The sequence below is a fragment of the Veronia pacifica genome, assembly GCF_001707825.1.
In the GTDB taxonomy this organism is placed as follows: domain Bacteria; phylum Pseudomonadota; class Gammaproteobacteria; order Enterobacterales; family Vibrionaceae; genus Veronia; species Veronia pacifica.
The window spans coordinates 61005-85204 of sequence record NZ_LYBM01000012.1 but is presented as its reverse complement, the minus strand read 5'-3'; the positions used below and the strand labels follow the sequence as shown (position 1 = coordinate 85204).

Genomic DNA, 24200 nt, shown 5'->3' with positions numbered 1-24200 from the left:
TAAAGTGAATGAGTCCTTATTCAGCAAAGAGAAAATATCAGTAGATGCGATAAATCGGTTCCTACTTCACTTTCAATTCACATAGCTACCGTTTACAAAGCCACTGCTCACCAACCATCGTTAATAAACAGACAGATAATCGAATAGACCGAATATCTTAGTGCATTGTCCATTCGCATTTTGTTGCCATACCTTGTTACTACTTTCCTGACAAATGCAAAGTAAGGTTCAGGGTTTATACTGTTACGAGTAGCTATATGCCATACAGTTTTATAAATAAAACAAAATATACTCTGTGCGAAGGGCAGAGTGTTGTACTCGCGATCGACTGAGAAGTGGATGTCATTACTAACTATCTGACATTAAATAACAAACACTAGAAATATAGACATTCACCCTCTTCATTTGCCCATAGAAAGGAGAATATAATGAGCGTTCAAAAGGCAGTGCAGGAAGAAAATATTGCTCTCATCAATACGTTTTTTTCACTACTCGCTAAACGAGATATCTTGTCACTGACTGAGATCGCTTCACCTGAAATCATCTGGCATCAGCCAGGAGAGAATCGTTTTTCCGGTTCTCACAACGGCATCATGGAAGTCGGTATGATGATGGCGAGTATGCTGACAATCACACAAGACAACCTCGATATAACGCCTATGGCGAACCCAATGGCAAACAATGATTTGGTATCAATCCCTGTTCGCTTTGAAGCAAAGGTGGAAGATAAGGAATTAACCCGTGAGGGCACTGACATATTCAGAGTGGCAGATGGTAAAATCGTCGAAGTGTGGTCTTTTTCCTCCAATCAAGACGAAATCGACGATTTCTGGGCAGAGATTCCCAACACTACCTCTATCCCGTAAGCGGGATGACCTCGTGCTCTCCGCGCCGATTTAACACCGTCATTCAGGTTTCAATGATTGTTGCGCACTGTCGGAAATGAGAAACCTGAGTATATCAGTCACCTCTCGAATACGTCTCAAAAAACTCTGTTTGCTCGCGCGTTCATGAACCGTATGATCGCCATCACCAAATGGCCCCCAGCCATCTAATGTGACCGTTCCTGCTCCTGCAACAATGTTTGCATCACTCACTCCCCCTCGCTGTTCAGTCACAATGTCTGTGGGTAGAATCTGGTTTAAAGCAGTGATTAACGCCTGTTGCCGTACATTAGGCTCCATGACGTCACGCTGTAAACCACCGGAAAGGGAGACGCTAACGCCGCTTTTTTCAATGAGGCCACAGAGGTTGTGAATAGAGGACATAACACGATGTTTTTCTTCCTGATCACTAAATCTGGCCTCCACCAACATTTGAGCAGTTGGAGATATGGTGTTTGCACCGAGACCACCCTGAATTTTTCCGGGGTTTACTGTCGTCCCTTTGTCTAGTCGAGTCAGTGCTTTGAGCTTAATGAGAAGTTGTGACAACGCCAAATTAGCATCAATCCCGTCTATGTAGTGGTTACCTGCATGTGCTGCTTTACCCGTTATCTCGACTTGATAAGTCGCGATCCCCTTTCTTCCTGTAACAACTTCGTGATTCTTCCCAGCGGCTTCGAAAACCAGACAATAATCATACTGAGTGGCGATTCTAGCCGTCAGTTCACGACTGTCATCGCTACCTGTTTCCTCATCACTGACCAAGAGAAAATCAATGTTATATACCCCTGACGGCAGCTCATGATAAAGGTTTCGAAGAGCATTAAGAGCAACAAAATTTCCTCCTTTCATATCGCAGACACCCGGGCCATACACCCATTCTTCGTCCTGAGTAAAGGAAGTAAACGTGCCAGGCGGATAAACAGTATCGAGGTGGCCTAATAGAAGAATCTTTAATCCATCACGTTTATTCGAAGTAAATAAGAGATGGTTTCCAATATCCTCACGGCTAAACCTCTCGACCTGATAATTAAGGGGGAGAAGCTGGGAAATCATTTGTTCCCCATGCTGATCGATTCCTTTTTTATTTTTGCTGTAAGAATTACAGAGAATAAACTCTCTGAGTTCATCAAAGTCACACTCACATCCGAAGTCAAACATATTTTTTCCCATTTTAATGAGAGAGTTGCAAAAAGTATGTCACACGAGGATTGTAGACAAAGTGAATATTTTCTTACATTAAAATGCGGTATTTTTCAGTCAAACAACTGTCATCGAATATCCGGTAAAATGTTGTCGATTTTTTAGCTTGCTCACAATTATCTAGGAGAAAATAATGACTTTAGCAACGGTAGGGTTGTGGATGTACGAAAATGGAGGGGGAAAGAAATACAAGACAAAATTATTACAAAGCTTAAAGAAAAAAATATTGATTGTATTACTGGACTGAACCTCCGAGATGCCAGAGCCAAAGATGGAAAAATAGTATGTAATAACACAATAATGGAAGACTTAGATGTTTTTGTTAGTTACAACGCTGGCCAACAGAGTCAATTCCAACTCTATCTCTACCAAATGCTCAGTCGCGTCATACCTACCGTTAATAATTTTGAAGCTTTCTCGATTGCTGAAGACAAATTTCATACCGCTCACCTTTTAAACGTGCATGGAATTGCCACACCAGATTACCGACTCTGCCACAAAAACGACACGGATGGATTAAAGCAGGCTATCCGAGAATGGGGTGGAAAGCTGGTATACAAACCTACTGATGGGTGGGGAGGCGTTGGTATTACTAAAATTGAAGGTGAGCGAGCATTGGACATGCTACTGCCTTTTATTAGCCGGACAGATTTGCGTTATTTCTATCTTGAGAGATTCATTGACTACGACAATACGGATTATCGGGTTGATATTGTCGACGGCCAGTTTGTCGGTTGCTACGGCCGAAAGGCACCAAAAGATGACTGGAAAACGAATGTGACGAGTGGTGGCTCGGTATTTGTTAGAGAGCCAGAACAAGAAGTAATAGACCTTGCACTCAAGGCCACAAAGACGTTGGGCCTAGAGATCTCAGGTGTAGATATTATCTATGACAGAGAACATGAAGAATATGTTGTTCTGGAGGTTAACACCATTCCTGCATTTGCTACTCCTGATCAGGAAAAGCTCGGTTTGAACTTTAATCAGAGAAAAATTGATGCGCTGGTTAATTTACTGGAACGCTCAGCATTGAAAAAAAGTACCCCTCATTCTTTCAAGGTTGCATAAAAATGAAGACCAACAAAGCACTGCCCAAAATTGGACTCCTTTATCTCGACTATGTTTTAAGGTTTTTTGATAAATCTAACTTTAAAAACTGGCCTGATAAAATTGAGCATGTCACTTATCGCTGGGGAAATGATAAGCAAAGGTTTATCAATGAAATAAAGCGAAAAAAAATAGAAGTGTTAATTGGTAACATTCCAGCTACCGCTTACGAGACATTCAGGGAAATATCGAGAGAGCTACCGGACGTAAAATTTGTGCCCTCGTTGGATAGCCAGTTCTCAAATAAATCAAAAGAAAATGTCACTCACTTTTGTAAAAAGTATAAGCTACCAACGCCCCATACTGAAATATTCTATATTCCGGACCAAGCTGATAATTATTTGGTAAATGCAAAATACCCCAAGATCATTAAGCGTTCTTATGGGCCTTCAAACTATGGTGGATACTTTGTTCATAAAGTGAACAACTATCGTGAAGCAAAATCTTTACTGTGGGAGAAGAGATATTACCCTGTTTATGTGCAGGATTTTGTCCGATGGAAGCTGACATCAGGGTGATGCTCATTGGACACAAACCAGTTTGTGCTTTCTGGCGTCGTCCCCCTGAAGGCGAATGGCTGACCAATACAAGCCAAGGTGGCAGCATGGACTATCAGGATGTGCCTAAAAATGTCCTGGATTTGGCTAAGCGCGCGTCAAAAGCAGCAAATGCGGAATACTGGGCCTGCGATATTGCACTGGGTAAAGATGGCAAGCTACGCATCCTTGAATGTGCAACGGCATTTGCAGCATTCCCATATATTCGTGACTGGATCGGCCAATATCTGATGTGGCTGCTATCTGATGGTCAGCTTAAAAAACCAAATATCCCCCTCTACAACTGGGAGGAACTGGGTAAAATAGACTCCAGCCTGCTCCGCACCATGCGTCACATCTCTTTTTCTAAGTACACGCCCAGCCAAGACAGTAACGAATGTTTCTCCCGCTTCGATGAATTTGGTTTCCCTATACAGGACACTGAATACCGCTCAGGCGAGGAATGGCCGAGTGAAGTGTGGAACCGACAAGACAATTTCAGACTTGAAGCTGCTGCAACTCAAGCTGCAACGCTCACTCCTTTGCCGGGAGCTGATGAGCAGCAAGATCCAGATCTCGGTTCCTACGAACCGGCTAAATTTAACGAGGCAGAACTTCGAACCTTCCTCAATAATATTAGAGGGATAGGTGACAAGATGGTTGATGACATTCTGCTCCAATTTGGTGCAGAAGGGTTTGTTAACGCCATCAATACTGACCCCGAGCAACTTTGCATCATAAAAAATCTTAAAGCAAAGAAGCTCAACCTTTTACTGGATCAATGGAAGCAACAATACGATCAGGACTGAGTGAAGTGGGCTTCTGATTTCGGAGCGCACAGGGATAGAGGGGCCCAATGAAAATTCAATATGCTTCATACCAAGAAACCATAGCGTTTCTTAAATCTACGATGCGGGCTCACCCGCATCTTTTTCGTTTACAGAGCATCGGCGAAACATGGGAGGGTCGGCCCATAATGCTGATGACAATTTCAAACGACGTAACGTACGCTGACGATAAGCCAGCGTTGCTCTATACGGGCTCTACCCATGCCAGAGAGTGGATCGGCAATGAATTGGCCATCAAATTTATTCAATATGTCGTCGATAACTACCGCTTTAACCCTAAACTTTTACGTGCACTAAATAAAAATACCTTGTATATGGTCCCCTGCTTGAACCCTGATGGCTTTGAGTTTTCTCGCAATCATTTCTCGTTTTGGCGCAAAAACGCCGTAACAATGGTGATGGGACTTTCGGTGTCGATTTAAACCGGAATTTTGACGCCCGATTTATGCGCAATCAAAACACTGCCTCCAATACTTATGGCGGCCCGCACGCATTTTCAGAGCCTGAAACCTGTGCCATAAAAGATTTTGTTGAAGAGCACAATAACATCCGTATTGCTTTGGACTATCACAGTCAGGGTAATGTGTTTTTTCCTGCTCACAAATTTAATCATGAAGTCGAAATTGAAGGCACAGATCTCAATGTGCTGTGTGCCAATATGAACCACGAAATTGGCAAAGTGACCGGCAGACAGTATGGAATTCACCGGGGAAAGCCGCCAGCAAACTTAATACACGGAAGTGGACGAGAATACTATTATCGTCGGGGAATTCTGGCTACCGTTGTTGAAGTGGGCACTCGTAACATTCCTGACTACATGAAAAATATGACCGAGTGCGTGAATGAAAATATCCCTGCTCTTATTTGCGCACTCAGTGAATGTATCAACTATTCGCCAGCCGCGCCCGAAAGAGTACCGAATTTTACACTCAAAGATATTGAGTATGATAATGTGACACTTGAATGGGATTATCCTACAAGCGATGACATCTACTTTGAAATTTATCGATCAGAAAACAACAAAAGCCGTTGTGGTGAGGATAATCTGGTCGCTATTACCAAATCACTGACGTTTACCGACACCCAGCTAAAAAGTGGGCATGTTTACTTCTACAACATACGTGCAGTAGACAAGATAAGCGGCATTAAATCACCATTCAGCCCAGAGCTTCGGCTAAAGACAAAACTGGCAGGCCACGAATGCGCTGTCACTGTATTCCCCGCAAAGGATCAAATCGGTTATCTAGGTAAAAAGACATCGGCAAAGAACCGCGAGCATTTCGGTTACAACTCTATGTTTGTTGGTGTCGATAGTAAACGCGGCACCAGTCTTGGCGTAATAGCATTTGATATCAGCAATATTCAGGTCGACTCTACCGTTTCACAGGCCATTCTATCTCTTTATCCAATGAACCGGGTTAACGCCAAAATCGAAAATTATGGTGAATGGTCTGTCTCCCTTCTGGACCCAAATAAAATATCTGATATCAAAGATTTCAATGCCATCGCCGAGTCACCTGCCCTTCATACGTTGGGGGTAACCATCGCCTCCGATAGAGTGACACAGGGCATATGGATGCAATGGCATTTCAATGGTGTCGAACGCGAAATACTTCAAACACTGGTAGAAACTGGCGTGGTCATTTTGCGACTGCAAGGGCCTCAGACATTACCGCTTGGTAATAATTCTCAGGTCATGCAATTTGATATTGGATATGGTCCATTTGGTGGCGGCCTGCACTACAGACCGCATCTCGATATTATTTACCAACTGCCCGAGCAGACGATGAGTCTATCGCCAACGTCAGTGAATACGATCAGCCACGACACAGTCACACCTGAACGGCTCCGCTCCGGCTTCGATAATGAGGGAAGAATCGTTTATGGTCAGATGGTTTATCCCTTAGCTGGCCTACCCAATCCTGAGAAATGCGTTTTCACCAGTGCTTATGTCAAGCTGGTCAATAAGAATGCTCTTTCCCTCGGAACAGATGTGCGCTTTACCTTGGAGCTTGTCGAACTTCAGGATTTGGATTATCAGAGTGTCCAGCAGCGAAGTAAGATTGAGTACATCGGCTATGAAGTCAGTAATAATCAATTGCGAGAGCAAAGTAGTCACTACTTTATCTTTGACAGTTTTAGCCTCAGAGAAATTGGTAGGCTCCATCAACAGAACAAGCCTTTTTACTTTATTATTCGGGCAACAGTAGAGTCTCAGCCTAATGAAGCTCTGGTTGAGTGGATGGTGGACAGTAGTGGGCAGAGCAAAAACAGTACCGAATTGGTCATTAATTACGTCAATCGGCGAACCAAAGCGGTCAGCCCCCCAGCCAATCTGCAGTATACGCTTGAAAATAATATGGTGAGACTGAATTGGGATAACCCCGATGACGAGGACTTTGTCGGCTGCTTTGTCGTGCGTAACCGCTTCCATGCCCCCAGATCGCCATTTGACGGCGTTAAACTGTATGGCGGAAAAGACGGTTATACCTATGACAACTTCGGTAACCCCAGCATTGACAAATACTACGCCGTATTTAGCTACGATGACGTACCTAACTACTCTGAGCCTGAAGTGCTGAAATATATAGGCGAGTAACCGCAACGCTCGCTAAAAAACTGGCTGACAGGATTAACAATAGGCTGTCGGCCAGTTTTTGCTCAGTAGCCAATTTGATGCGACATCTCTTTTCTAGCTTACTTTTTCGCCACCTTACTATTCATGACTTCGCTCATTACAGCGGTAAGCTCATTATCCGGGTCACCGGAAAGCTCCCATGTAAAGATGCCAGCCAGCCCCTGCTCCTTCGCCCACTCTGCCTTTGCTCTCACTGAACGTTGGTCATCGAAGGAAATAAAGACTTTTTTCTCCGGATTCCAAAGATACGGTGCCTGTGAATCTTCATCATAATTGTACGTGTAACCTTGTTCAGACTGATAATTTTTCATCAGATCCCAATACATAAAGTAGCCGGCCTCACCGGACCCAAAGCTCGCACCTTTTTCGGATGACAGATCAGAAGTGGGGAGTCCACCGTCGAATGTAGTGCCTTCCCATCCGCGGCCATAGAAAGCCGCACCAAGCACTAATTTCTCTTTTGGTACACCAGCTTCAATCATTTGATTAACGAATACATCCGCTCCCATACCCCACCAGCTTCGTTCTGTCGCATGGAGATTTGTCAAATGCCCGGTCTGCGTTCCCCAGCCACCAAGAAAATCATAAGTCATGGCGAACATGTTGGTCAGCTTTGGTGCCGCTGTTGCCCAGTCGATTTGAGTAGCTTTAGGTCCTACACCAACTGCCGTCGACAGTTCGTAGTTACGTTTGGTTTCCAATTGTAATTTGTCGAGTTCACGGCGAATTTCTGTTACCAATGTGGTAAAAGCCTGCTTTTCGAGAGCCATTTCTTCATCGGTCAGCTTGGTATCAGGATTCCAAGGTGACGTTGTTAAACCACCGCCGCCGGGGTATTCCCAGTCGAGGTCGATACCATCAAAAAAGTCGTACTGAGCAATAAGTTCAACCGCACTTTTGGCAAACTGTTTGATGCTTGCGTCATCCTTCGCCATTGCATGGAAGGGCTCGGACATGGTCCAACCGCCAAAGGAAGGTAAGATTTTCAAATCGGGATGGGTCTTTTTCAGCTCTGCAAGCTGAGCAAAGTGTCCGTTATATGGCACATTAACCGATACCTCGCCAAAGTCATGATGCAGCGCAGCCTGCTGGTCAACGACGATCGCACTGAAAGGTTCTTTGTCTTTACAAGCTGCTGTTACCTGCTTGCGGACAGCTTCAGAAGCACCAGTATGAGGTCCGCACATACTTAAAAATGCGTAAATAACATGGGTAAGTTTGTCTGCGGGAATATCTTTAACAGTGTAAGGATTTTGCTGGTTCTGATACTGCCAGTCGGCAAAGTAACCGCCAACAACAGAGGGTTGATCAGCAACCGCCTGACCGGAGAGTGCGGCGATAGCCGCAGCGCTTAATGCCAGTTTTTTCATGGGTTTTCCCTGTGTTAGGTGAAAAATATGAGACTGGCTATTTTTAAGGCGTCCTGTCGATGAGTTGGAATTAACGGTGTCTTTTTGTGAAGTTTATGATGGTTAACGTATCGCTTTGCGAGTCTACACAAACAAAATAACTACTTTTTTCACTGCTAACACAAGTAGTTAAGTCACTTTTACCCTACACCAATACAGGCTTTTTTGATAAACATTTGCGGCATAAACAAGCATCGCTATCAGCAGTGTCGGAGGTATCGCGCTGATCCAGTGAAAAACACCAACAGGTATTTTTTCCGGCCGAGATATCACAATGAAGAGGTTGACCACAATCTATACAGTGGCCTGTTGTTAGCTGACCTGACAATGCATCCATAACTTCTTGTCTTTCTATCTCACTAAACCGAACCCAATTCACTATTTCATCCATCGTTCGGTGACATCCGCTGCATATACCGCCTTGGCTTTTGCAGGAACCTATACATGGTGATTTCATTGATCTGCCTCTGATTTTTTTGTGTGCAGATTATCAAAATTATCAGGCGATAGACAGCTTACAAAACAATGTGCTTATTCGATAAGCAAAGACATTGGGGGAATAGAAATATGCAAGCCTATCCAATGATGCTCGATGACAAAAACGAGTGGGCCTTACTCAGACATCAACTCTGGCAAGAATCCGTTGAACAGCATCAGGACGATATTGAGGAATATCTTTGCGGCGACAGTAATGACATAGTCACGGCATTCGGTGTGAGAAACACCAGTGACAAACTGGTCGGTTTTATTGAACTGAATGTGAGAAGTCATGCAGAAGGGGTAACAACGAAGTATGTTCCCTACATTGAAGGCTGGTTCGTCTGCGAAAATCATCGCTCTCAAGGCTACGGTGCAAGCTTAGTCAAAGAGGCGGAACAATGGGCAAAAGAACGCGGATTTGCTTTTATTGCCAGCGACAGTCAAATCGACAACCAACATGCAATTCATCTTCATAAAAAGCTGGGTTTTGATGAAGTAGAGAGGACCGTGAATTTCGTCAAGCCCCTTAATTAACAATATAAAACAGTCTGATAATATCAGGCTTTTTTCCCTTATTTAAAGTCCTTCTCTGCTTGAAAAGAGAGGGACATCCATCGGTTAACACAGCATAAATGTTATTCGCTATATTGTTCTTTTTCTGTCGATAAAGAGGTTGATGACAACAATAGTTTGTTACTTTTATCTGTGTACAACAAATACCCGCCCAATCATTTCCAATGCTTTTTCTATTTTGCGGCAACGCCGTCATCTCGCTGGATGTTCTGATTGCTTTTATCCTTGATGCTGAGCAGAATGAAGGCAGTTTACTGCTACCCTCAAAGAAACGCTTCCAAGCTTCATGTAAGTCAGCAGCAAAAACGAATTGGGCTCACTCCCGTTGTATTCGCATTTTTGGATTTGGATTTATGACATCGGCTTTTGAAACCAGTGATCAACAATTAGTTGAGCAACCGGTTTTTAAATTATTTCTGCGTTATTCATTACCTACCATCGCCGCCATGCTTGTTACAGGTATCTATGTGGTTGTTGACGGTATTTTTATTGGTCATTTCATTGGCGAAGATGGCCTGGCTGCGATCATGGTCGCCTACCCTATTGGTTCTGTTCTCTATGCCTTGGGTAATTTAGTCGGAATGGGCGCCTCATCTTTGGTGTCAATAAAACTTGGCCAGAAGCTTCCGGGTGCAGCACAAAAAATTGTCGGTAATGCATTCTTGTTGTGTCTGCTAATGACGTTTTTGACCTCTGTGCTTGGGCTATTTTTTGCGGATGATCTTCTTCATTCACTTGGTGCAAAAGAACCCATACTATCAATGGCCAGTACCTATCTTCGTTGGTACTTTGCTCTGGGTGGTTTTGCCATTCTGACTATGGCGTTTTCTACCCTACTGAGGAACGACGGACAGCCCAAGCTTGTCACTGGGATCATGATCCTGGGCGGACTGTTGAATATCGTGCTTGACTGGCTATTGATTGTCGTTATTCCGTGGGAGCTCACGGGCGCAGCTATCGCGACCATGCTTTCTCAAGCTGTTACCGCGGCATTATGTCTCCAGCACTTCTTCCGAAATGGGACCAGACTTAAGATCACATTAAACAGTATGCTGCCATCAGCGGCGGTATTAAGAGATATCTTTCAGATTGGCACACCCGGTTTTTTAATGTATCTCTATCTATCAGTGGTCCTCACCTTCCACAATATGGCCTTTCTGTTTTTGGGCAGCACAGTACATGTTGCTGCGTATGCTATCGTCAGCTACGTCGAGGCTTTTTTCTATTTGGTTTTCGAGGGGATCGCGCTGGGTATGCAGCCCATCACCAGCTTTAATTTCGGTGCGGAAAGAATAGATAGAGTGAAGGAAAGTCGGAATATTGCATTGGCCTCAACCATAGTGATAGCCGCTCTTGGCATGTTACTCGTCTATGTATCACCCGAGCTGTTGGTTGCAGCTTTTTCCAGTCACAACCCCGTTCTCGAAGAAACCGCTGTCGAAGGTATGCAACTGTATTTCTGGGGGCTACCACTGGAGGGTATGCTGCTGGTTGGTGCTATTTATTTTCAGTCAGTCAATCAGGCAAGTGTTGCTAACTGGCTAACGGGTGGTAAACTAATACTTATCGCGGCTGTGTTGGCACTGTTCTGTCTGCTCTTTGGCGCAACAGGGGTATGGATCTCGCTTCCTGTTACTGCGGCGGCATTAACTATTTACATGTTCTGGAAGCTCAAGCAGCAAGCTGGTCAACAAATCATCGTTGCGAATTAGATAAGAGCAAGAACACATATCAAAAGCAGGTTCCCCGTAGCCTGCTTTTTACTTTCTACACGTCCAATCCAGTATCCGTATATGTTGCTGACACCCTGTCGAAAAATAGTATTAAACGTCAACCTTATGAAATATCTCGCACTTTTGAAGGTAGTTACACTCAATACGTTTCACCCTCTTAGAATTGAAAAATATACTGAGTTTTTGTGTAAGGATGGAGCACACAGTGATTTCAATTCGGGAGGCGATACCCAGCGATGCCGCAGAAATTGCAGATATTAAGGTTTCATCATGGCATAAAACTTATCGTGGCCTTGTTTGTGATAACTTTCTAGCGAGCGTTGAGATAAATAAAACGACAGCGTTTTGGCAACAGTTACTCCAACAACCCAACCATGTGTTTGTCGCAACATTAGACGATAAGGTTATAGGCTTTGTTCATTGCTGTCAGAGTAGAGACCCTGCTAATTCAGATGACAACGTCGGCGAAATCACAGCAATATATCTTAGTCCCGATCATGAAAGAAAAGGAGCGGGTTCAGCACTCATTCAACATACAGAGCAGCAGCTGAGAGATCAGGGTTACGGCTCAGTGACTCTATGGGCATTAAAAGACAACATCGGTGCCCACCAATTTTATTTACGTTCAGGCTATCTGCCCGACGGCGAAGAAGGTTACCGTAAGGTGCTAAAAGCGACAGCTGCACGATACCGAAAGGAGCTGTGACAGCATAGAAAAGACCATTTAAATTAACGATTTTAGATGGTTTTATAACGGCAATAGCAGAGTGTTATATCGATGCATATGATGTAATGACTCCCAATTTGAACGATCAAAATTCGTTATTTATGAGGCTCATACAATAACTCTGCGATATGTCGTCCTCTACGATATCTTGTTGTTTAAAGCGTAAGTGATCATTTCAGCGGTCGTCTTTAACTGGAGTTTTTGTTTGATATTTCTTCGGTGCGCATCAATGGTCCTTGCACTTATTTGAAGTTCCTTGGCCATTTCTTTGCTACTCAAGCCTTTTGCCACAAGGGCCAATACAGCCTTTTCTCTCTGACTAATTTCTACCTTGGGTTCACAAAAATCAAAAGCATTCGGATTTGAAAACAATGTATTGCTGGATGTTCTGCAGAAGTAGCTTGCTCCTCTATGAACAGAGTGTATGGCTTCTACCATTTCATCCAACGGCACTTCTTTGAGCACATACCCTGATGCACCAGCGTTTATCGCACTCTTTATGTACTCTCTATTGTCGTGCATGCTCAGCATGAGAATGCGAATATCAGGGTAGTTTCTATTCAGCATTGCGGTAGCTTCAACGCCATTCAGGGCTGGCATACTAATGTCCATAAGCACGACATCAGGTCGTTTTTCGGCGGCAATACGGTATGCGTCCAATCCATTATTGGCTTTCGCAACTACGTCAATACTCTCCTCAAGATGAAAACGAGCCGAGAAACCGTCCAAAACCATTTGATGATCGTCCACTAGCATTATGCGAATTTTAGTCATCAATCATTCCCCATTTTTAATGCAGTCTCTGGTATTTTCACGACGGCTGTAATTTCAGTGCCTCTATTTGGCTGCGACCATATATGAAATTCACCACCTATATATTCAATCCTCTCCCTCATATTCCTCAGGCCAATACCCTCCCCTGCCAGCGCTTGTTCAACAGAAAACCCAGTACCCTCATCTCTAATTGAAAGGTGCACGCAGGGCTGAATATATTTCAGTGTTACCTCCACCTTATGGCTGTTAGCATGCTTCTTCACATTGACCAGAGATTCCTGAACCGTTCTGTAGAGGCTTGTACCAAAGTCACATGGCAGGCAGGGTAATTTTTGATCGAGAAACAGTAATACCCTCATTGCACCATCTGCAAAAAAGTCATCAAGCAAACTTTCAATCGCAGCATTTAAACCGATATCATCAAGTGCACTTGGTCTTAACCTCCTTGAGATTGTTCTGACTTCATTAATCGCTTTAGTCAGTGAATGTTCGCTCTTAACAATGTGATTCAATATGGGTAGCGGCTGGTTTTTATCCAGCGACGTTTTAATAATTTCCAGATGACACTTTGCAGATACGAGCAACTGATTGACTCCATCGTGTAATTCTCTGGAGAGTCGTTTACTGCTCTCTTCCTGAAGTATTACGTTTTTATAGGTCAGCTCTCTCAAGCGACAATCAGACTCATAATGTTCGTGAAGGTTTACAGCAAGTGCAATGAGGATGATGACAATAATCACAGTCACGAGAACAAAGACAAACATCGAAAATATTCGTTGAATACTGGAATCTATTACTGATTCAACCTTAGCGACTTGCTGGTCAATATCTTCTATGTACAGGCCGGTTCCCAGCATCCATTTCTTGTCGGGAAGCCAAACGGCGTAGCCAAGCTTGGGTACCACTTCACTGGTCGATGGTTTTTGCCATGTATATTTATAGTACCCATCGCCAAATTGAGCGGCAGCCAATAAGTTTCTTATCACGAGGTTGCCCTCTGAATCCCTCAGCTCAATAAGGTTTTTACCCTCCAAGGCCGGTATAACCGGATGGGCTAGATTGTTACCCTCACCGTCATAAACATAAAAGTACCCATCATCGGCAAATCGCAGCGATCTTATGATATTGAGTATCTCTTCTTTTGTGTGGTTATCTTCGGATGAGGGTGTAGTTTCTAGGTATGAAATAACCCTCGTCGTGAGTTCGACATAATGTTTGAGTATATTTTTTCGATTATCAAATAACTCATTGCTTAGAGCCTCAGTTTCACTCACTGCGAGTAAAGATAGTTGATTATTGATTACCCACATAAAAATACTACTCACCAAGAGTATGGGGGTAAGTGTTAAAAGGATAACCTTATGTCTCAACTTCATAATTACATATTTTAGTTTTATTAAGAAAATGAAATATAATTAGGCGAAAGCATATTTTCCATATAGCTTTCCTTCCATTATTGTTATTTTTAACTTTTGTCTTTTAAATGATAATTTAACACTCCTTTTTGAGAAAAATTGAAACAATCACGGATAGTTTTTATCATTTGATAGTTTAACTCTCTAGTACTTAGGTAACATCGCCTAATCAACAAACTAAATTAATAGGTAAAATATCTAAAATTAAAAAGAATATGAATTAGGTAATTTCCACTCTAATATTATTTACTTCAATACTCTCATACAATTAACTAACTAATTTTAATTATAAAATATATCTTTATCGTTTATGATAATAATATCTCATATAATAAATAACTATTTATGTATTGCCAATATCAGCTATTCAGGCTTCATTTTTCATTTATAAAAATCAAAAAACCAATAAAAAATTATTGAATACTGGTAGCTTAAATTCGCTTTTAAAAACTAAAAAACAAAAAACACTTTTAAAATGGATTTATATTTTTATTAAAATTTAATTACGGAGATAAAAATGACTAATATAACTGTAAAGCCGGGAAGAGACACAAGATACATCAGTACAGTTAAAATCGATGGTAGTAGTGTCAATGCAAATCAACCCAAAACCCACACCTCTTCGTTGACAATACCAGTGAATCAGTCGAATAAATCCCAAACTGTCAGACCGGGGAGACATCAGAATCAACAAAGTGTCGTAAATCATCAACGCATAGAGAGCAGTACACAAACTCAACAGAAGGATAATACAGAGACAGAAGGGGCGGAGAGTAAAGGGACAGAGAGTAAAGCATTTGCAAGAACGACTGGTGATAAAACAGACGCAAAGTCAGTGAATAATAATACGTCTCCACCACCTAACCGTGCACCTACAGAGTCAAACAACGTTGCCACTCCAAATCATAACCGTGCCCACTCACCCGGTGCTGGCAAATCAAAAAATCCTCAACCTCAACCAGATCGTAGTCATTCACTCGACCACGCTAAACAGCGAGACACAAGAGAGGAGAAGCTGAAAAGTAGACTCGGGATTGATGAGATAATAGATCTAACCACACATGATCAGAGGTTCAAAACACAGGCTCAGTTAAAAGGTCTAAATGGTGTTAATCCATCTCAAAACCCTGCCAATGTCGCTGATGCCAGTATCCCGAACGGAGAAAGAAGAACAAATATAAATTCACCTGTTTTTTTTCTCAGTCCGAATGCACTGGGTAAAGCGCCGAGCAATTCACTCAACGTGAAAGCAGATCATTTCATTCAGGGTAAGATTGATGAAAATAGTCTGCCCGACTCAATCAAAAATAATCAAGATCAACTTTCAGCACTCAAAGACATAAGAAGTAGATTTGACCCAAATTGGACCTTAAAAACGGAATTTAATGCGACAAGTAAACATGACTATGTTGACAACTGGAACACTATTTATAAGGATTCAAAAAATAGTGATTACAACGAAAAGGCGAGACTTGTTCCCTCCTCTAAAAATGGTGAGAGAAACTTAAGTCAGCCAGCTGCAGGAAGTTATATTCATACTGAAATTAAAATACCCTCAAACTGGACTGAATCCGGCCAGGAAGCACATATTTATGCGTACAGCAAAGTAACAGGCGATGGTCAGGTTGTAACAAACGATAGCTTACCCTCGAAGCGAGTGTTGCTACGGGAACAGTCACAGACAATCCACAATCAAACGTCAAACGATGCAACAATCACCGAGGGAACAGTATCTAGCGCGTCAAGTGGTAATAGTAATTCACAGTTTGAGACCGAGACGAGTGAAACTGCAGTTGGTTTTTCACTGAGTGGTGAGGCTGGGGGTGGAACTCCTGTGAAATCAGGAGGAGCAAAAGTCGGCTTAACGGTTAACCATGTCAACACTCAATCGACGGGCTCTTCTTTCGATCATGTGTCGTCCAATGGTCAGCAGAATTCAAGGAATGTGACAAACACAGTGGGCAGTCAAACCAGCGTTGAGGAAACTAATTACTTCTTAGGCAACTTGGTTCCCGCCGATATTATCGATGTGAGCGTCTCAATGCCCCATGAAAATATATTCGATGAGTTGATTGATGATAATCAGGATATCAACCTCTATATTCAAGACTCTTTTGCTGCGTTTAAGCCACGTGGTGACGAGGGAACATGGGCAGGACTTGATGGTGTTCCACGCTACGATGATGTCTCGTTTAAAGTGGGAACAGTCGGTGGAAACAGTTATTTCTCGGTACAAAGACAAAGTGGAATACCGACAGAAATTATTCAAACCGAAGCGTTAATTAATTAGAAGAAAATAATAAATAAGTCTCGCATTATATTTCTGTTAATCAGATAAAGAATTTGTATTTTTCATGATTAACTACTTGGATATCTGATATTAACGTATCGAGCGAGACTTATTTTTTGCCAAAGAATAAAAGAAATTGCTCTGATAATGGGCAAGACATGAGTCTAAGTTTTCCTACTTACAGATACGCTTTATATCTGTTTCTCGATAAATTGAAATGATTGGCAAGAGATATAGGAGTGAGGATAGTGAGGAAAATAGGAATGATTGGTGGAATGAGCTGGGAGTCGACCGCCATCTATTACAAGCTTCTAAACGAGGAAGTAAAGCATCGACTGGGGGGCTTAAACTCTGCCAACTGTATCTTATACAGTGTCAATTTCTGTCAAATCGAGGCCCTACAAAGGCAAGGGGACTGGGATTCAGCGGCTGTCATCTTAGCTGATGCTGCTCGCGCGGTTGAAGCTGCTGGCGCTGATTTTATTCTTATCTGCACCAATACCATGCATCTTGTGTTTGACCAGATTCAAGCGGCCGTCGATATCCCTGTAATTCATATTGCGGATACATTAGGCGAGCAACTTCAGCAGCATGGTTTAAAGAAGGTGGGTCTGCTCGCCACCGCTTTCACCATGGAAAAGTCCTTTTATAAAAATCGATTGAAAGACAGGTTTGATATTGAGTTGATCACACCCAATGATAACGACAGAGAAACAGTGCACTCTATTATTTATCAGGAACTTTGCCTCGGAAAAATCCATCGGTCGTCAAAAGAGAAGTATCTTGCAGTGATAAACAGACTCCACCAGCAGGGCTCAGAGGCAATTGCTCTTGGCTGTACCGAAATTAACCTGCTGCTTACTGCTGAGGACAGCTTAATCCCACTTTTTGACACCACAGAGATCCACGCGAAGCAGGCTGTGGCATTGGCACTTAACGGGTAACCGTCACCAAAGCCACTGCACTAACAACAGTGCCAATAAAACACCACTGATACATTGCCAGAATAAAACCGGATCACGTTCGATGAGGGGCATACTGGTAACATCAGTGGTCACAGGCTTATGGAGTGCCGTGATAAATTCTGACAACGCGTTAAATCGACCTTCAGGTAACGGATGACAGGCTTTTTTTAACGCCACATCAATCCATTCAGGGACATCTGACCTAAATCGACTGATCGGAATATAGTCCATCTTAGCCACGGTTCTTCCCATACGCTGCGACCTGACCCGCTTGTAGGGCAGTTCTCCTGTTAACGTTTCATAGAGGGTTACGCCTAACGAGAATAGTTCTGATGACATGTTCGGTTCAGGTGATATTAAGCATTCTGGAGCCAGGTAATTTAAATCGCCTGCTGGTAACAAGTGGGTGACTGGATCATTCAGCTCCTGATAGCCCTTAACATGTGCACTGCCAAAGTCTATCAGTACCACCGTCATATCGGGCCGAATCATAATATTGTCCGGCTTAATATCACCGTGATAAATTCCTCCCCTTTGTAGCGCCCGAATAGCAACGATAACTTCGGCAGCAATCATTCTTACATCAGCGATATCAGGTTTGGGGTTGTCGTACAGCCACTGTCGTAATGTCACGCCCTTTATATGCTCACAGACATGATAGAGAAATGGCGTGCTTTCCCGACTCTCGAAAACGCGCATTATTCCCGCGTGGCTCATGTGCTCACCAATCCACCCTTCACGAATAAATGCCTGTAAATACGAGGGGTCGTCTTCAAAATTCTCTGACGGCGTTTTTAGAACGTACTCTTTATTATCTTCAAGGTCTTTCACCAAATACAGGTGGCTGCGGCTGCCTGAATAAATAACACGCTTTATCAGATAGCCATCAATTTTTTGTCCGACTTCAAGCACTGGCGGAATGCTTCGTGTTGACAAGAATTCAATGCTTTCTCCTAACAAAAGAGGTGGAAGTGAATGAATGCTAACCAGTAAGCACGTACCGTTATCATCTCCACCTGTTTGCTTAGCTGCATCTGTAATCTGCTTTGCCAGACATTCCAGCCCGGCATCATGTCCTTTATTGGCGGCCAACATACTTTCTTTTCGAATGTCATATTGCCCTAGCAATATATCTTTCAGAGCCGTCTGGCTGAGCGTTTCATGAATACCATCTGTCGTGAGCAACAACATATCACCCGGTTGGATGTCAATTGACTGGTAATCAACTTCCAGATGGGCGTCCATTCCCAGCCCGCGAATAAGATAATGTTGTTCGTTCAGGGTATATTGGCGGTGGTCACGGGTTAGCACGCTCAGTTCATTGTTACGAAAGAGATAAATACGACAATCCCCGGCATGGAAAATATAAGCTGTATTTGATTTAACAATTAGCGCAGAGAACGAGGCCACCATTGTGTTGTGCTTCAGATTATCCTGTTGACCGTGATGAAATAGCCATTGGTTTAGACGATTTAACACAATCCCCGCAGACTCCCTGACGGTGAGAGTTTTTGGTGTGGCAAGATAATCCTCAATAAAATGTGTGACACTTATCTGACTGGCAACCTGACTATTTTCACTGCAACTTACCCCGTCAGCGATGCAAGCCACCATACCTTTGTGTCGACATTCAGCCTGATTTGACGGCAGCAAGGCAGCAAAAGCATCCTGATTATGCTTTTTCTCACCCCTGTCAGAGTTACCACCATAGCTAACAGAAAAGTCGGATAAGGCTCTGTCAGCCTTACCCTTTCCTTTTTTCAAATTTGATCCTTCCATTTAAACTCGCGGATTTACGCAACATCAATCAGCGTAACACTGCCGTCATCATTAACCTCTGCCATTTTTCCGCTTGGCTCTTCCATGAAGAAAAGGATCACGAAACCAAGCACTGCTGTTGCGGCAATAATCATAAAGAAGGTGCTGTAATCGACCAAAGAAAGCACAGTCAGATAACAGACTGCGCCAACATTGCCGTAAGCTCCGGTCATGCCCGCAATCTGGCCTGTCATTCTGCGTTTTATCAATGGGACAGCCGCAAACACTGCGCCTTCTCCAGACTGGACAAAGAAAGAACATCCCATCGCAGCGATAACCGCTAACCATACAGGCCACTGACTGTCTACACGGCTCATCAGGAAATAGCCAAATGCAAGGCCAGCGGTAAGGATGAGTAAGGTCGACTTTCGTCCAAATTTATCTGATAACCATCCTCCTCCGGGGCGCGACATTAAGTTCATAAAGGCATAAGCCGATGCGACCATTCCCGCAACAACTGGGGTCAATTCGAAGGTTTCGGAAAAGAACAGGGGGAGCATGGAAACCACAGCTAATTCAGAGCCAAATGTCGCAAAGTAAAGGACGTTTAACACCGCAACCTGTTTAAAGTTATAACGATGAATCTCAGGAACTGGCTCAGAGAAAATATGTTTATTCACCTTCCAGACCTGAAGAATATCAAAGCAATAAAATGCAACCAGACCAGCATAAATCAACCCACATGTTTGACTGGATATCATATTCACGCCATTTGGCGACAGCTTCCATGCCAACAAGGCCAACGCCGCATACATGGGCACTTTCATAATTAACAACAGGAAGAAATCACCGGTAGATGTGACTTCCATTGCGGTATTTTTAGGCTTGAAATAGGTAGCCCCTTTAGGTGTATCAGTGACATTCGCATAGAAAACCATTGAGAACAGCAGGCTCAACACCCCGGTGATCGCCATCGCATAGCGCCAACCGTCCTCACCACCAAAGGCGACGGCCAGTGTCGGCAGAGTGAAGGCTGCTGCTGCAGAACCAAAGTTCCCCCAGCCTCCATAAATGCCTTCCGCTGTTCCCAGTTCATTGTGTGGAAACCACTCAGAGACAAGACGAATACCAATTACGAATCCCGCACCAATAAAACCAAGTGCAAAGCGGGCAATCGCAGCCTGAACATATGACTCCGCGAAGGCGAACATAAAACAGGGAATAGAGCAGACTGCAAGCAATACTGAATAGGTCAATCTCGGCCCATACCTGTCTGTTAACATTCCAATTAATACTCTGGCGGGAATCGTCAAGGCAACATTTAAAATTAACAGCGTTTTAATTTCTTCTGTGGTCAGGCCCAGCGAGCTTTTTACTGCTTGTAATAACGGAGCGAAATTAAACCAAACAACAAAAGTAATAAAAAAAGCAAACCAACTGAGATGAAGTATTTTCATTTTTCCACTGAAGGAAAAAAGGTTAAAGCCAGAGGATAAAGACATATTTCTTTCCTTTTTAAAGACAATAGAATCCCTGTCCGGGGAAAAGATCTATCACCGGATAATTTGTTTAATCACAAAGGCGTGGGTATCTTAGGATTAAAAATCCATAGCGTGGTGCTTAGGCCGTCAGGCTCCTAACGCAACCTGTATTTGATTACCGTCTATGCGGATCTCATAAGTGCTCACAAAAATATCCTCCTGCTCAATACATTGCCCTGATGTCAGACAGAAGTGCTGTTTGTAAAGGGGAGAGGCAACCACAACTTTGTCATCGATGGAGCCGATGATGCCGCGAGATAGCACATTAGCTTTGCCAATAGGGTCGAAGTTATTGATCGCGTACAAGGCATCATCAAACCCAGATAAGAAAATGGCTACCTGCTCATCACCCACAAGGGCACAGACACCAGTGTCTGCAATAAGAACATCCTTTTCACACACTGTTTGCCAGATACTCATGATATTGTCTCCTCATTAGTGATATCGATAACAGGAATCGCCAACTGGCTTGTCAGATCCATCGCGGGAACTTTCTGCCCTCTTTCTTCTATGAATTTGATTCCATCGTCCTGCTGTTTGCTATTAATGAAGTGTTGGAATCGCGCCAGTTTTTCAGGTGACTCCAGAGTCGTCTTCCATTCACACTGGTATTTACCGAGCGTAGCGGCCATTTCCCTCTCCAATTCTTCGCCGATATCCAGCTTGTCTTCAATCACGACTTCACGAAGGTAATCCAGCCCGCCTTCCATATTTTCAAGCCATACCGATGTCCGCTGAAGCCTGTCTGCGGTACGGATATAAAACATTAAAATTCGGTCGATGTAGCGAATCAGGGTGTCACTGTCGAGGTCGGAGGCAAAAAGATCTGCATGCCTTGGTCGCATTCCTCCATTACCGCAAACGTAAAGATTCCAGCCATTTTCAGTTGCAATGATGCCGATATCTTTTGACTGAGCTTCAGCACATTCCCGTGTACAACCAGAAACCGCAAATTTCAATTTATGGGGGGATCTCAGACCCTTGTAGCGATTCTCGATACCGATGGCGAACGCTAGGCTGTCATCTACACCATATCTGCACCAGGTTGAACCGACACAAGATTTTACCGTTCGAACCGATTTCCCGTATGCATGACCGGTTTCGAACCGCATCAACCAAAATTCGCCATATTGCAGGGAGTTCATGAAGCTGGGCACCAAACAGATCTACCCGTTGACCACCCGTGATTTTGGTGTAGAGATTGAAATCTTTAGCGACCTGACCAAGTACAATCAGCTTTTCAGGTGTGATCTCTCCGCCCGGAATACGAGGAACCACCGAGTAAGTACCGTCTTTTTGCATATTACCGAGATAAATGTCATTGGTATCCTGCAAGCCAATATGCTGCGGTTCAAGAATGTAATCGTTCCAGAACGAGGCAAGGATTGATCCTATGGTTGGTTTGCAAACGTCACACCCTAGCCCTTTGCCATGACTTTCCAATAGTTCAGCAAAACTTTTCACCCGCGTTGCTCTGACAATGTCTGCCAGCTCCTGACGGCTGTAAGCGAAATGTTCACAGATATGGTTATTTACTTCATGCCCCATCGCGGCAAGCTCAGTATCCATCACTTGTTTCGTCAGTGCCGCACAACCTCCGCACCCGGTACAGGCTTTCGTGGTTGATTTCAGGGAGGCCATATCACAGCACCCTGCCGCTACAGCTTCACGAATCTGCCCCTTGGTCACGTCATAGCATGAACAAATCTGTGCCGAATCAGGCAAGGCATCCATGGCTGCACCTGAATGGCCTCCTTCTGATTCCGCTGGCGGTAACAAAAGCACAGAGGGTTGTTCCGGCAGGGGTAAACAGTTCAGCATGCTTTGTAACAGCTCTGGATATGACTCGACATCACCGACCAAGACAGCACCCAATAATCTGTCACCCTCTTTAGAAACAATGATGCGCTTGTATACTCCCTTCAAGCCGTCGGAGAGGGTGTACGTTTGCGCACCCGGGGTTGCTGCATGTGCATCCCCGATACTGGCAACATCAACACCCAACAACTTTAATTTGGTACTCATGTCCGCACCGGTAAATGCCCCATCTCCGCCACAGAGCACTGCTGCCGCCACCCGCGCCATCTGATAGCCCGGGGCGACCAGTCCAAATATTTGGTTCTCCCACAGGGCACATTCACCAATAGCAAAGATATCAGCATCACTGGTTTGACAGTGATCATCGATCACTATCCCGCCACGTTCACCAATGTCGAGACCAGACTGACGAGCCAGCGTATCCTGCGGCCTAATACCTGCTGAAAAAACCAACATATCAGTTTCGAGTTCACTACCATCGGCAAAGACAAGTTTGTATCGACAATGATCTCCGCTCGTAATGCATTCCGTTGCTTTTCGAGTATGAACACTGACGCCGAGATCTTCTATTTTGTGCCTTAACAGTTCACCACCGCCCTCATCCAGCTGAACAGCCATCAAACGGGGAGCGAACTCAACAACATGAGTCTCCAGTCCCATTTGGCGAAGTGCATTGGCAGCTTCCAATCCTAATAAACCACCACCAATCACAGTCCCTACCCGACTGCTCTTGCCAGAGTCAGCAATGGCTTCCAGGTCATTAATTGTTCGATAGACATGACAGTGTGGTTGTTCATTACCGGGAATTGGGGGAACAAAAGGGTATGAGCCTGTTGCCAAAACAAGTTTGTCGTAATTGAGGGTTTCACCTTTGTCTGTCGTCACTGACTTATTGGCGCGGTCAATCTCTATCACTTGATGGTTAAGAAAATACTGAACACCCGATGCCTGATAGTGGGATTCGGAGGTCAACGATAAATCCTCAGCACTTTTCCCTCCGAAATAACTGCTGAGTTGCACTCTGTCGTAAGCCAGACGCTCTTCTTCTGCAAATGTCACCAGTTGAATATTTTCACGATTGGTTTTTTCTAATATTTCTTCGATGAAACGATGGCCCACCATGCCATTTCCAACAACAATAATGCGCATTTTATCTTTTATCATCACTTCTCCTCTTACCGCTTTTTGACGTTGAGACAGTGTTATTTCGTCAACATAATGTGGATGTTTTTCTATTTTTAATTGGACCTGATATCAGTCTAATAATATCTATTTGGTGGGTTTACTGATGAAATAGCAAAGGTAGTGCCAAAATTAAATCAAGAATCAAATATAGAATTAATTATCTTTAAATCAGTAAATTAAAATCAATATGGTAAAATTGATCATTATTAGAAATTCTGTTTAATACAATTTAAAGCACCTTCTTTGTGCAGTTATTAGCATTGATTGCACCATAAAAAATAAAACAAGCAGTGCATAAAGAATAAAACACCCCATC

General features: G+C 43.5%; 17 protein-coding genes and 2 pseudogenes. 10 read left to right on the top strand and 9 right to left on the bottom strand.

Annotation, left to right across the window (positions count from 1 at the left end):
• The first annotated feature begins 428 nt into the window (after positions 1–428).
• Complete coding sequence (locus tag A8L45_RS08725) at positions 429–866, top strand: nuclear transport factor 2 family protein (RefSeq protein WP_068901305.1); 438 nt, start codon at positions 429–431, stop codon at positions 864–866.
• 39 nt (positions 867–905) lie between these two features.
• Here the strand turns inward: A8L45_RS08725 and A8L45_RS08720 are convergent, their stop codons facing one another.
• Positions 906–2045 carry a M20 family metallopeptidase gene (locus tag A8L45_RS08720; RefSeq protein WP_068901304.1) on the bottom strand — a complete coding sequence of 380 codons (1140 nt, stop codon included), beginning with the start codon at positions 2043–2045 and terminating at the stop codon, positions 906–908.
• Positions 2046–2243: 198 nt separating this feature from the next.
• Here A8L45_RS08720 and A8L45_RS08715 point away from each other — a divergent pair, with 198 nt between their 5' ends.
• The 4 genes and pseudogenes from A8L45_RS08715 to A8L45_RS08705 all read left to right on the top strand — a co-directional run bounded on the left by A8L45_RS08715 (position 2244) and on the right by A8L45_RS08705 (position 7177).
• Entirely contained in the window at positions 2244–3155 is a 912-nt protein-coding gene (locus A8L45_RS08715; protein ID WP_217492143.1) for an ATP-grasp domain-containing protein, read from the top strand.
• Positions 3156–3157: 2 nt separating this feature from the next.
• A complete protein-coding gene (locus A8L45_RS25270; protein WP_245680683.1) occupies positions 3158–3712 on the top strand; it encodes an ATP-grasp domain-containing protein in 555 nt (184 codons plus the stop codon).
• Entirely contained in the window at positions 3691–4539 is an 849-nt protein-coding gene (locus tag A8L45_RS25265) for an ATP-grasp domain-containing protein (protein ID WP_245680682.1), read from the top strand. The genes A8L45_RS25270 and A8L45_RS25265 overlap by 22 nt, the downstream gene beginning before the upstream one ends.
• Positions 4540–4586: 47 nt before the next feature.
• Positions 4587–7177: pseudogene (locus A8L45_RS08705) on the top strand (M14 family zinc carboxypeptidase).
• A 98-nt stretch (positions 7178–7275) separates the two neighbouring features.
• Here the strand turns inward: A8L45_RS08705 and A8L45_RS08700 are convergent.
• The gene (locus A8L45_RS08700; protein WP_068901300.1) at positions 7276–8586 is read right to left on the bottom strand and encodes a glycoside hydrolase family 18 protein; all 1311 of its coding nucleotides are present in this window, start codon (positions 8584–8586) and stop codon (positions 7276–7278) included.
• Between the two features lie 184 nt (positions 8587–8770).
• On the bottom strand, positions 8771–9082 hold the full coding sequence (locus A8L45_RS23780) for a cysteine-rich CWC family protein (protein WP_083228265.1): 312 nt from the start codon (positions 9080–9082) through the stop codon (positions 8771–8773).
• Between the two features lie 110 nt (positions 9083–9192).
• On the opposite strand from A8L45_RS23780, the gene A8L45_RS08695 reads away from it, so the two are divergent.
• From A8L45_RS08695 to A8L45_RS08685, 3 genes are all read left to right on the top strand, one after another.
• A complete protein-coding gene (locus A8L45_RS08695) occupies positions 9193–9639 on the top strand; it encodes a GNAT family N-acetyltransferase (RefSeq protein WP_068901299.1) in 447 nt (148 codons plus the stop codon).
• 203 nt (positions 9640–9842) lie between these two features.
• Positions 9843–11390, top strand: coding sequence for an MATE family efflux transporter (locus A8L45_RS08690; protein WP_349266994.1), 1548 nt, complete (start codon positions 9843–9845; stop codon positions 11388–11390).
• 226 nt (positions 11391–11616) lie between these two features.
• Positions 11617–12117: a GNAT family N-acetyltransferase gene (locus A8L45_RS08685; RefSeq protein ID WP_068901297.1), complete on the top strand. Its 501-nt coding sequence runs from the start codon at positions 11617–11619 to the stop codon at positions 12115–12117.
• A 159-nt stretch (positions 12118–12276) separates the two neighbouring features.
• Here the strand turns inward: A8L45_RS08685 and A8L45_RS08680 are convergent, their stop codons facing one another.
• A complete protein-coding gene (locus A8L45_RS08680; RefSeq protein WP_068901295.1) occupies positions 12277–12912 on the bottom strand; it encodes a response regulator transcription factor in 636 nt (211 codons plus the stop codon).
• Complete coding sequence (locus A8L45_RS08675) at positions 12912–14222, bottom strand: cache domain-containing protein (RefSeq protein WP_175401951.1); 1311 nt, start codon at positions 14220–14222, stop codon at positions 12912–12914. The genes A8L45_RS08680 and A8L45_RS08675 overlap by 1 nt, the downstream gene beginning before the upstream one ends.
• Positions 14223–14844: 622 nt before the next feature.
• Between A8L45_RS08675 and A8L45_RS08670 the strand changes: the two genes are divergently transcribed.
• The gene (locus A8L45_RS08670) at positions 14845–16617 is read left to right on the top strand and encodes a hypothetical protein (RefSeq protein ID WP_068901292.1); all 1773 of its coding nucleotides are present in this window, start codon (positions 14845–14847) and stop codon (positions 16615–16617) included.
• 248 nt (positions 16618–16865) lie between these two features.
• Positions 16866–17561, top strand: coding sequence for an aspartate/glutamate racemase family protein (locus A8L45_RS08665; protein ID WP_068901291.1), 696 nt, complete (start codon positions 16866–16868; stop codon positions 17559–17561).
• Between the two features lie 3 nt (positions 17562–17564).
• On the opposite strand, the gene A8L45_RS08660 is transcribed toward A8L45_RS08665, so the two are convergent.
• The 4 genes and pseudogenes from A8L45_RS08660 to nirB form a co-directional block, all read right to left on the bottom strand.
• The gene (locus tag A8L45_RS08660) at positions 17565–19346 is read right to left on the bottom strand and encodes a bifunctional protein-serine/threonine kinase/phosphatase (RefSeq protein ID WP_175401950.1); all 1782 of its coding nucleotides are present in this window, start codon (positions 19344–19346) and stop codon (positions 17565–17567) included.
• 29 nt (positions 19347–19375) lie between these two features.
• The gene (locus A8L45_RS08655; RefSeq protein WP_068901288.1) at positions 19376–20842 is read right to left on the bottom strand and encodes a NarK family nitrate/nitrite MFS transporter; all 1467 of its coding nucleotides are present in this window, start codon (positions 20840–20842) and stop codon (positions 19376–19378) included.
• Positions 20843–20968: 126 nt separating this feature from the next.
• Positions 20969–21301 (bottom strand): nitrite reductase small subunit NirD, encoded by a 333-nt coding sequence (nirD, locus tag A8L45_RS08650; RefSeq protein ID WP_068901287.1) that lies wholly within the window; start codon positions 21299–21301, stop codon positions 20969–20971.
• A pseudogene (gene nirB / locus A8L45_RS08645) lies at positions 21298–23863 on the bottom strand (nitrite reductase large subunit NirB). Before nirB ends, nirD begins: the two are co-directional and overlap by 4 nt.
• Positions 23864–24200: the final 337 nt, after the last annotated feature.